The following is a 9,944-nucleotide window of genomic DNA, read 5'->3' as shown; positions in this document are numbered from 1 at the left end:
CGCGAAAGCGGTGTGTCAGTCAATTCATCTGTGTCTGACCCAGCGCTTTCGCGAGCAAGCCCGCTCCCACAGGGTTTTGTGTACGGCAGGCATGAAAAAGGCGACCCGGAGGTCGCCTTCTTGTGCAGCCAGCGTTGATCAGAACTCGTGATCAGCGTTGTCCGGGTTCAGGTCGCTGATGCCCAGCTTGCCGGCAGCGGCTTCGATCGAACCGGTCTGCTTGACCAGTGCGGCGATGGCGTCACGCACGATCTGGTTGCCGGCGGTGTTGCCCGCAGCGATCAACTGGTCGTAGTGCTCACCCTTGTTGGCGTGATCGACCATGACCTGGATTTTCGCTTCGGTAGCGGCCAGATCGGCTTTCAGCGCGGTGTCGGCAGCCGCGTCGGCCTTGGCCACCAGCGACGACAGGCTGGCACCGGTCATTTTGGTGCCATCGGTGCGGGTGTATTCGCCCAGGTACACGTTACGAATGCCTTTGGCATCGTAGAAGTGCGAGTTGTGGGTGTTGTCGCTGAAGCAATCCTGTTCGTCTTCCGGGGAGTTGGCTTCCAGGGAAACCTTCATGCGCTCGCCCGCCAGTTCGCCCAGGGACAGGCTGCCCATGCCGAACAGCATTTTGCGCAGGCCGCTTTCAGCCGGCTCGGCTTCCAGGGTAGCGCGGTAGTTGTCAGCCACGTTCGGCTTCCAGTTGCCGACCATTTCTTCCAGGTCGCTGACCAGCAGTTGGGTCACGGCTTTCAGGTAGGCACGGCGACGATCATTGTGACCGCCGGTGGCGCCAGCGCCTTCCAGGTAGTCCGACGCCGGACGGTTGCCGGCGCCCGGGCCGGTGCCGTTCAGGTCCTGGCCCCAGAGCAGGAATTCGATGGCGTGGTAGCCGGTGGCGACGTTGGCTTCGGAACCGCCCAGCTCGTTGAGGCTGGCGAGTTTTTCCGGGGTGATGTCTTTCACATCGACCTTGTCTTCGCCGACCTGCACTTCAGTGTTGGCGATGATGTTGGCGGTGGCGCCCGGGTTGCCCAGCGCGTGCTCGTAGGATTTGTCGACGTAGTCGATCAGGCCTTCGTCCAGCGGCCAGGCGTTCACCTGACCTTCCCAGTCGTCGATGATGGTGTTGCCGAAGCGAAACACTTCGCTCTGCAGGTAAGGCACGCGCGCAGCGACCCAGGCAGCCTTGGCGGCTTTCAGGGTGTCGGCGTTCGGTTTGGCGAGGAACGCGTCGACCGCCGTTTGCAGGGTTTTCGCAGTGGATTCGGCATCGCTGTAGACGGCGAAGACCATGTCGGCGTAGTGCGCGACCACAGCCTTGGCGGCGGCTTCATCGACTTTACCGGCAGCGGCAGGTGCTGGAGCGGCGGCGGTGCTGGCGGCCGGCGTCGGCGCGGCCGGGGCGGCAGCCTTGTCTTTGCCTTCGCCGCAACCGGCGAGGGAAATAGCGATGGCCAGCAGACTGGCGGTAGCCAGAGGCATACGAATCATGGCGAACATCCTGCTTCGGTAATGGAATGGACAGGGCGCGGGGGTGCGCAAAGCTGCGACATAATGCAAATCTTTCGCATTATGTGTAAAGGGCTGTGGCTGGAAATATTTCTTATTTAGCCGGTTGTTATGCGCGGCATCAAAGGATCGCCGCGTTGCTACGCTGCGCCTGTTTGAGGTAGGCCGTCAGCTCCCGGGCAGGCAGCGGCTTGCTGTAGTGGTAGCCCTGACCTTCGTGACAGCCTTCGGAGATGATGTAGGACTCTTGCTCGGCGGTTTCCACGCCTTCGGCGATCACCTGCATGCCCAGGCTCTTGCCCAGCTGGATGATCGCGCGAACGATGGTCGCATCATCGTCGTCATCCAGCAGATCCTGGACGAAGCTCTTGTCGATCTTGATCTTGTCCAGCGGCAGGCTTTTCAGATAACTCAGCGATGAGTAGCCGGTGCCGAAGTCGTCGATGGCGATCAGCGCCCCGGAGCGGCGCAGGCTCAGCAGGTGTTGGGCGGCGGTGCTGATGTCTTCCATCAGGCCGGTTTCGGTGACTTCCAGCTCCAGGCTGCGCGGCGGCAGGCGGTAGATCTGCAGCAGGTTGTTGACCACTCGCGGCAACTCGGCGTGGTGCAGTTGCACGGTGGACAGGTTGACCGCCATGCGCAGATCGACAAAGCCCTGATCGTGCCATTCGCGCAATTGCTTGCAGGCCTGATCCAGCACCCACTCGCCGATGGCGATGATCGTGCCGTTCTGTTCGGCCAGCGGAATGAACAGGTCCGGCGGCACCAGACCGTGTTCCGGATGCTGCCAGCGAATCAGCGCTTCGACCCCGACCACGCGGTGATCGCGGTAGCTGATCTGCGGCTGATAGACGAGGTAGAACTGGTCGCGAATCAGTGCGTCGCGCAGGTCTTTTTCCAGTTCGCGACGGCGGCGCATCTCGCTGTCTACGCTGGCGATGTAGAACTGATAGCGATTGCGCGAGCGGGTCTTGGCCAGCGTCATGGTCTGCTCGGCCTTCTGCAACAGCTTCTCGGTGCTGTCGCCATCCTCGGGGAACAGGGTGATGCCGATGGTCGCGCGCAGGCGGATTTCCTGATGGTCGAGGGCGAACGCCGCTTCCAGATCATCGAGGATGCTCTGCGCCAGCTCTGCCGCTTCATAAGGTTGTTCGATATCGGCCTGCACCAGCGCGAACTGGTCGCCACCCAGACGGGCGAGGGCGCCGAGGCGACCGCTGTGGGCGCGCAGGCGGTCGGCCAGCGCCAGCAGCAACTGGTCGCCGGTCTGGTAGCTGAACTGCTCGTTGATTCCTTTGAAATCATCCAGCCCCACACACAACACCGCGACCCGGCGTTGCAGCTTGCCGGCGTCGACCAGAATCTTGTCCAGTTGCTGCTGCAATTGCTGGCGGTTCGGCAGGCCGGTGAGGAAGTCGTACTGGGCCATGCGCAGCAGGCTGTTTTCCGCTTCGTGGCGCAGATGGGTGTTGCGTTCTATCGATTCGAGCAACTGGTTGGCGGTGTTGATCCAGATGCCGAGTTCATTTTTTTCGTGACCCTTGAGCTGTGGAATCTTGTGCTCGCTGGGGCGATCGGGATTGATTTCGGTCAGGTGCTCGATGATCCGCGACAGCGGCTTGGTCAGCAGCCAGTGATAAACCAGATACAACACCAGGCCCATGGCCAGGGCGCGCAACACGCCGGAAATGAAAATAATCACCGAACTGACGATGAAACTCTCGCCATAGGTGGCGGTGTCGAGGGTGATGCTCAGGTCGCCGTAATACTCGCTGTAGGGACCGCGACCGACCAATTGAGTGGTGAAGGTGCGTTCCTGACCGAGTATCAGATCAGTCAGCCAACGGCTGTTGGAGTGCTGCAATTCACGGGACTTCTGCGCGAGCATCGCCTCGTTGGGATGGCCGATGGAAGCCTGGCGCACGGCGTCGTCCTGGAACAGGCCTTCGATCACCTGCATGCCCATTTCCCGGTCCAGGCTGTAGACCGCCTGAGTCGAGGGATCACGGAACATGTCGAGGATGCGCTGAGCGTCGCCGGCCACCGCCTGGCGGGTTTTATAGGCATCGAAAACAATCTGGGCGCAGCTCAAGACCACGCCGACGATCAATGCCGAAAGGAGCACGACCCGGAGCAACTTCACCGACAAGCTGTTCTTGAGTTCCAGCTTCAAAGGGTTATTCCTTGTTCCGTGCGGGTAGCGTCAAGTTGCCATGAGTATTGGCAATCCCGTGTTGGCAGTCAAAGGGACAATCAAGCCCCGGAACATTTGCCCGTGGCCTTGGCCGAAATGCTGCTGTCTGGAGTCTCAGCTCTATTTGTACTGTGTCGGTAGTTTCGGCCCTCAACTTGAGCAGTCTGGAACAAATTTTCGCTGATTTGATGGTAGCCCGCTGTGCTGCACCGGCAAGCGGCCGGAGCCATCGTTCATCGTGAAAAAAAGCAGGCATAAAAAAACCCGGCCGTAGCCGGGTTTTTTGTCTGGCGCGCAGCTTAAGCGGTGAAGGTTTTGCCTTCGAACTGCTCAGCGACGAACTTCCAGTTGACCAGGTTCCAGAACGCCTCAACGTACTTCGGACGCAGGTTGCGGTAGTCGATGTAGTAAGCGTGTTCCCAGACGTCGCAGGTCAGTAGCGGGGTGTCGCCGCTGGTCAGCGGGTTGCCGGCGCCGATGGTGCTGGCCAGGGCCAGGGAACCGTCAGCCTTTTTCACCAGCCAGCCCCAGCCGGAACCGAAGGTGCCGATCGAGGTTTTGCTGAACTCTTCCTTGAACTTGTCGAACGAACCGAAAGCCGCGTTGATGGCTTCAGCCAGCGCGCCGGTTGGTTGACCGCCGGCGTTTGGCGCCAGGCAGTTCCAGTAGAAAGTGTGGTTCCAGACCTGAGCGGCGTTGTTGAAGATGCCGCCCGAGGAAGTCTTGACGATCTCTTCCAGGGTCTTGCCTTCGAACTCGGTGCCTGGCACCAGGTTGTTCAGGTTCACGACATAGGTGTTGTGGTGCTTGTCGTGGTGAAATTCCAGGGTTTCCTTGGAAATGTGCGGCTGCAGGGCATCGTGTGCGTAAGGCAGCGGCGGCAATTCGAAAGCCATGATGATTCTCCTAATCAGGTCTGTTGCGGTGAGCGCAAGGCCGATCACGGGCGGCCAGAAATGCACCGACGAGTTTTTACTCTTTGCGGCGCAGGGTTCGGATCATAGCACCGGGGTCAAGGCTTAACCACGCAACAACTGTGTGGGATAGAGGTTCCAGAGCCGTTTGGAATAAATCACTGCGCCAATATCAATTGCCCTGCCACCGTGAACATCATCACTGCCACCAGAAGATCGAGAATTCGCCAGGTACTCGGCCGAGCCAGCCACGGCGCGAGCCATGCGGCACCGAGGGCGAGGGTGAAAAACCACAGCAGCGACGCGCTCGCGGCGCCCACGACATAAGCGCCCGGCACCGACTGCTGCGCCCCCAGCGAGCCGACCAGCAACACCGTGTCCAGATAAACGTGCGGGTTGAGCAGTGTCACTGCCAGCGCGCTGAGCATCACCGCGCGCAACGAGCGTACGGTGTGGTTTTCACCCTGATCCAGACTCTGTTTCGAGAACGCCCGGCGCAGCGCCTGGCTGCCGTACCAGATCAGAAAAATTGCGCCGCCCCAGCGTGCCACCGCGAGCAATGTCGGGTTCTGCGCCAACACGGTCGCCAGACCAAACACCCCGGCCGCCACCAGCAGCGCATCGCACGCCACACACAACGCCGCCACCGGCAGGTGATGTTCACGGCGCAGGCTCTGCGCCAGGACAAAAGCGTTCTGCGTACCGATCGCCATGATCAGCCCCAAGGCCACCAGCAGGCCGTTCACATAGCTTTGCCACATAAGAGTTACTCCGCGTTGGCTGCGAGATCGCGCAGCACGTGCATGGCGCGCTCGGCGTCGGCCTGACCGACAAACAAATGGTCGTGGTAATAACCGGCGATCACGTTGCAACTGATTCCGGCCTTGCCCAGCGCGCTGGCGAACGCGGCGGTGAGGCCAACGGCTTCGAGCGCCGAATGCACATTGAGGGTGATCCACGCCGCCACATAATCAAAAGCGAACCCGGCACGTTCGGCCTGGGAGCGCTCCAGAATCACGGTCAGGCCTTCCTGCTCGCGGAAGCTGCCGACAATCTCCACACCGCTCGGCAACTGGCCGTCACGCAGGGTGCAAAACACATATTCGCCGGCGTTGAGCTGCGGGCTCATGCTGCGCAGCAGAGTTGTGAGTGAGGTTTCGCCAGCCATTGCTGTGTTCCTTGATAAAGAGTGCTTGCTGGCTATTCTCCGGTCGAAAGCGGTATAAGAAAAACCAATAGTGCTGATCGCTCATTAGGAAAACTGATGTTCGACTACAAATTGCTTTCCGCGCTGGCCGCCGTGGTCGAGCAGGCTGGATTCGAGCGCGCCGCGCAGGTGCTGGGCTTGTCGCAATCGGCGATTTCCCAGCGGATCAAATTGCTGGAAGCGCGGGTCGGCCAACCGGTGCTGGTACGCGGCACGCCGCCATCGCCGACGGAAATTGGCCGGCGGCTGCTCAACCATGTGCAGCAGGTGCGCCTGCTCGAACGTGACTTGCAGACCCTGGTGCCGGCGCTCGACGAAGAAGGCCTGCCGGAGCGTTTGCGCATCGCCATCAACGCCGACAGCCTCGCCACCTGGTGGGCCGAAGCCGTGGGCGATTTCTGCGCCGAGCAGCATTTATTGCTGGATCTGGTGGTGGAAGATCAGACCGTCGGCCTCAAGCGCATGCGTGCCGGGGAAGTGGCGGCGTGTGTCTGTGCCAGCGAGCGCCCGGTGGCCGGTGCGCGTAGCGTGTTGCTCGGGGCGATGCGCTATCGGGCGCTGGCCAGTCCGGCGTTTATCGAGCGGCATTTCCCCGACGGGGTGCGCGCCGAGCAGTTGCCGCGCACCCCGGCGCTGGTGTTCGGCCCGGACGATTTTCTCCAGCATCGCTACCTCGCATCGCTCGGTGTCGATGGTGGTTTCGAGCATCATTTGTGCCCGTCCTCCGAAGGTTTTGTGCGTCTGACCGAAGCCGGGTTTGGTTGGGGCCTGGTGCCGGAACTGCAAGTGCGTGATCAGCTGCAACGCGGCGTATTGCGCGAACTGTTGCCAGATAAACCGATCGATGTGCCGTTGTACTGGCATCATTGGCGCAATGGCGGTCAGCTGCTGGCCTTGCTGACCGAGCAATTGCTACGTTCTTCACCGCGCTGGCTGGTGCCCTTGGGCTGATGGTCAGCGTCAAGACAGACGTATCAGGTAAACGAAAGACATCGGAGCGTTACATGAAAATTCTGGTCACCGGCGCAAGCGGCTTCATTGGCGGACGCTTTGCGCGTTTCGCTTTGGAGCAGGGCCTGGACGTGCGGGTCAACGGTCGCCGGGCCGAGAGCGTCGAGCATCTGGTGCGCCGTGGCGCCGAGTTCGTCCCGGGCGATCTCACCGATGCGGATCTGGTGCGCGACCTCTGCGCCGACGTCGAAGCCGTGGTGCACTGCGCCGGCGCCGTCGGCTTGTGGGGGCGCTATCAGGACTTTCATCAGGGCAACGTGCAGGTCACCGAAAACGTCGTCGAAGCCTGCCTCAAGCAGCGCGTGCGGCGGCTGGTGCATCTGTCGTCGCCGTCGATCTATTTCGATGGCCGCGATCACCTCGGCCTGACCGAAGAGCAAGTGCCCAAGCGCTTTAAACATCACTACGCGGCGACCAAATACCTGGCCGAGCAAAAGGTCTTTGGCGCGCAGGAATTCGGTCTGGAAACCATCGCCCTGCGCCCGCGTTTCGTCACTGGCGCCGGCGACATGAGCATCTTCCCGCGCCTGCTGAACATGCAGCGCAAGGGGCGTCTGGCGATCATCGGCGACGGCCTGAACAAGGTCGATTTCACCAGCGTGCAGAACCTCAACGAAGCGCTGCTCAGCAGCCTGCTGGCGGCCGGTTCCGCGTTGGGCAAGGCCTACAACATCAGCAATGGCGCGCCGGTGCCGCTGTGGGATGTGGTCAATTACGTGATGCGCAAGATGGAAGTGCCGCAGGTCAGCAAATACCGTTCGTACGGTCTGGCCTACAGCGTTGCTGCGCTCAACGAAGGCGTGTGCAAACTCTGGCCGGGACGCCCGGAGCCGACCCTGTCGCGATTGGGCATGCAAGTCATGAAGAAAAATTTCACCCTCGACATCAGCCGCGCCCAGCATTATCTGGACTACGATCCGAAAGTCAGCCTGTGGTCGGCCCTCGACGAGTTCTGTGGCTGGTGGAAAGCTCAGGACATCCGTTGATACAAGTCGCCCGGCCGGCAATGAACCGCACTGCCGCTTGAGGGTCAATCCCTGCGGCTGCGGCGGTTATACTTCGCAGCATTTAGCCATCACCGCGTTCCACAAAGGTTGCCTCAATGTCCATGCGTAACGATGCCAACGACGATTTCGACGATGTACCGAGCCTGCGGGCCGACACCTTTGACGACGATGACATTCCGCCCTCCGCTCGCACCTCGGTGCACTCGCGCACGCCGCCGGTGGTCAAGGTCAAGGCTGCGAGTACCGGGCCGCTGTGGGCACTGGTCGGCGCGTTGTTCTTTGCCTTCATCGGTCTGGCCTGGTGGAGCTTCCAGCAGATTTCGCTGATGGAGCAGCAATTGGTCGCGACCCAGGAAAGCTTTGCGCGCATCAGCGAGGAAGCGGCGGGGCGCCTGCAGGACATTTCCGGCAAGGTCGTCGCCAGCCAGAGCAACGTCAACAGTGACAGCGAAGCCTTGAAGTTGCAGATCAAACAGCTGGAAACCCAGTTGCTGGATCAGAGCAAACAGCAGCAAGGCGTGGTCGGTCAGACCAGTGATCTGGACAAGCGTCTGGCGCAGATGACCGCGCAGACCACCGAACAACAGAACGCCAATAGCCAGTTGCAGGCTCAGGTCAAAGCCTTGAGCGCCGAACTGGCGACCCTGAAAAGCGCCCCGGCCGACACCGGCAAGGTCGATGCGCAGCTCAAGAGTTATGACGCGCAGCTGAAAAGCCTCGGCGCTGATATCACCGCGCTGAAAAAGCAAGGCAATCCGAGCGCGGCGATCGAGCGTCTGGAGCAGGAAATCGTCGTTCTCAAGAGTGAGCAGGACAACCGTCCGGCCGCTGCGCAGGGTGGCGGCAATACCGCCGAGTTCGACGCATTCCGCGGGCAGATGACCCGCAACCTCAACACCCTGCAGGCGCAGATCCAGAACCTGCAGCAGCAGATCAATGCCCGGCCATAGGGCCTGATGAACTGTAGCCAGGGACCTTTGTGGTGAGGGGATTCATCCCCGATGGGGCTGCGCAGCAGCTCCCAAACCATCAGCTCGGTGTGTCAGAAAATATGTGTTCTCTCCATCAGGGCTGCTGCGCAGCCCATCGGGGATAAATCCCCTCGCTACAGGATTCGGCGCTCCGTCCGACCCCAAGCCGTCTACGCTCTTGAAACACCAACAAGAACGAGGGATGCGTTATGGGGTTTTTGCATAAAGTGGCGTGGCTCGGGGTGATGCTTTTTGTGGGGGCAGGGCAGGTCAACGCCGCCACTACACAAAAGGACGACAGCAAGGCTGCCATTGCTTTGCTGGAAAAGGCGCTGGCCTATTACCACGACAATGGCGACAAGGCCTTCGCCGCGTTCAGCCGTCAGGGCGAGTTCGTCGACAAGGATCGCTACGTGTTCGTGGTCGACACCAAAGGTGTGATGCTCGCCAGCGGCGGGCCGTCCTCAGCCTTGATCGGCCGTGACGTCAGCGAAGTGCTTGCGCCGGATTTGCAGAAAGCCTTCAAGGACGCCTTGCTAGTGCCGGAAGGCAACGGCATTCAACAGGCCGAATACCGCTGGCAGAACTGGGCCGACGGCAAGGTCGAGCGCAAACATGTGTATTACCAGCGCATCGGTCAGCGGATTCTGGCCGTCGGTTATTACCTGCCGCGTGCTTCAGCCGAGCAGGCCAAGGCACTTCTCGACAAGGCTGCTACCGATCTGGGGAAAAACGAGAAGGGCACCCTGACGGCCATCAACTCGCTCAAGGGCGGTTATCTGCAGGATGACCTGTATGTGTTCGTGGTCGATCTGGACACCCAACGCTACGTTGCCCACGGCACCAACCTGCGCTTGATCAACACCGATTTCAGCAAGATCAAGGACCCGGAAGGCAAACCGGTGGGCGAGCCGATTCTGGCGCTGATCGCCAAGCAGGATGACGGCGAATACGAATACCGCTGGAAAAACCCGGTGACCGGCAAGGTCGAGGACAAGCATGCCTACCTGAAGAAGGTCGGACATTTTCTGGTGGCGGTGGGTTACTACAGCCCCTGAGTGAACTGCCTTTGTAGGAGTGAGCCTGCTCGCGATGAAGGTGTGTCATTCAACAGTGATGTCGACTGACACACCCTCATCG

The 9,944-nt window shown here is 60.7% G+C and carries 9 protein-coding genes; 4 read left to right on the top strand and 5 right to left on the bottom strand.

Going from position 1 to position 9,944, the window contains the following annotated elements; genetic code table 11:
• Nucleotides 1-138: 138 nt before the first annotated feature.
• From QMX91_RS25235 to QMX91_RS25215, 5 genes are all read right to left on the bottom strand, one after another.
• Nucleotides 139-1,482 (bottom strand): imelysin family protein, encoded by a 1,344-nt coding sequence (locus QMX91_RS25235; RefSeq protein WP_098965338.1) that lies wholly within the window; start codon nt 1,480-1,482, stop codon nt 139-141.
• A gap of 139 nt (nt 1,483-1,621) precedes the next feature.
• The gene (locus QMX91_RS25230) at nt 1,622-3,673 is read right to left on the bottom strand and encodes a bifunctional diguanylate cyclase/phosphodiesterase (protein ID WP_096795124.1); all 2,052 of its coding nucleotides are present in this window, start codon (nt 3,671-3,673) and stop codon (nt 1,622-1,624) included.
• 320 nt (nt 3,674-3,993) lie between these two features.
• Nucleotides 3,994-4,590 carry a Fe-Mn family superoxide dismutase gene (locus QMX91_RS25225; protein WP_003227660.1) on the bottom strand — a complete coding sequence of 199 codons (597 nt, stop codon included), beginning with the start codon at nt 4,588-4,590 and terminating at the stop codon, nt 3,994-3,996.
• Between the two features lie 176 nt (nt 4,591-4,766).
• Nucleotides 4,767-5,369: a LysE/ArgO family amino acid transporter gene (locus QMX91_RS25220; RefSeq protein ID WP_282413543.1), complete on the bottom strand. Its 603-nt coding sequence runs from the start codon at nt 5,367-5,369 to the stop codon at nt 4,767-4,769.
• 5 nt (nt 5,370-5,374) lie between these two features.
• A complete protein-coding gene (locus QMX91_RS25215; protein ID WP_027612477.1) occupies nt 5,375-5,776 on the bottom strand; it encodes an ACT domain-containing protein in 402 nt (133 codons plus the stop codon).
• Between the two features lie 96 nt (nt 5,777-5,872).
• Here QMX91_RS25215 and QMX91_RS25210 point away from each other — a divergent pair, with 96 nt between their 5' ends.
• The 4 genes from QMX91_RS25210 to QMX91_RS25195 all read left to right on the top strand — a co-directional run bounded on the left by QMX91_RS25210 (nt 5,873) and on the right by QMX91_RS25195 (nt 9,862).
• On the top strand, nt 5,873-6,766 hold the full coding sequence (locus QMX91_RS25210; RefSeq protein ID WP_095136979.1) for a LysR family transcriptional regulator ArgP: 894 nt from the start codon (nt 5,873-5,875) through the stop codon (nt 6,764-6,766).
• Nucleotides 6,767-6,819: 53 nt separating this feature from the next.
• Nucleotides 6,820-7,812, top strand: a complete 993-nt coding sequence (locus QMX91_RS25205; RefSeq protein WP_282413542.1) for an NAD-dependent epimerase/dehydratase family protein — start codon at nt 6,820-6,822, stop codon at nt 7,810-7,812.
• A gap of 116 nt (nt 7,813-7,928) precedes the next feature.
• Nucleotides 7,929-8,783 carry an ATPase gene (locus tag QMX91_RS25200; RefSeq protein WP_027612480.1) on the top strand — a complete coding sequence of 285 codons (855 nt, stop codon included), beginning with the start codon at nt 7,929-7,931 and terminating at the stop codon, nt 8,781-8,783.
• 230 nt (nt 8,784-9,013) lie between these two features.
• Complete coding sequence (locus tag QMX91_RS25195) at nt 9,014-9,862, top strand: cache domain-containing protein (protein ID WP_007964035.1); 849 nt, start codon at nt 9,014-9,016, stop codon at nt 9,860-9,862.
• Nucleotides 9,863-9,944 lie beyond the last annotated feature (82 nt).

This window comes from Pseudomonas sp. PS01299, assembly GCF_029960145.1.
Classification (GTDB): Bacteria; Pseudomonadota; Gammaproteobacteria; order Pseudomonadales; family Pseudomonadaceae; genus Aquipseudomonas; species Aquipseudomonas putida_A.
Note: the sequence above shows the minus strand (reverse complement) of the source record. Positions and strands in the feature narration are given on the sequence as shown.

Coding starts and splice junctions, on each gene's coding strand:
- QMX91_RS25235 (WP_098965338.1), bottom strand. CDS start 1,482: ATGATTCGTATGCCTCTGGCTACCGCCAGTCTGCTGGCCATCGCTATT.
- QMX91_RS25225 (WP_003227660.1), bottom strand. CDS start 4,590: ATGGCTTTCGAATTGCCGCCGCTGCCTTACGCACACGATGCCCTGCAG.
- QMX91_RS25220 (WP_282413543.1), bottom strand. CDS start 5,369: ATGTGGCAAAGCTATGTGAACGGCCTGCTGGTGGCCTTGGGGCTGATC.
- QMX91_RS25215 (WP_027612477.1), bottom strand. CDS start 5,776: ATGGCTGGCGAAACCTCACTCACAACTCTGCTGCGCAGCATGAGCCCG.
- QMX91_RS25210 (WP_095136979.1), top strand. CDS start 5,873: ATGTTCGACTACAAATTGCTTTCCGCGCTGGCCGCCGTGGTCGAGCAG.
- QMX91_RS25205 (WP_282413542.1), top strand. CDS start 6,820: ATGAAAATTCTGGTCACCGGCGCAAGCGGCTTCATTGGCGGACGCTTT.
- QMX91_RS25200 (WP_027612480.1), top strand. CDS start 7,929: ATGTCCATGCGTAACGATGCCAACGACGATTTCGACGATGTACCGAGC.
- QMX91_RS25195 (WP_007964035.1), top strand. CDS start 9,014: ATGGGGTTTTTGCATAAAGTGGCGTGGCTCGGGGTGATGCTTTTTGTG.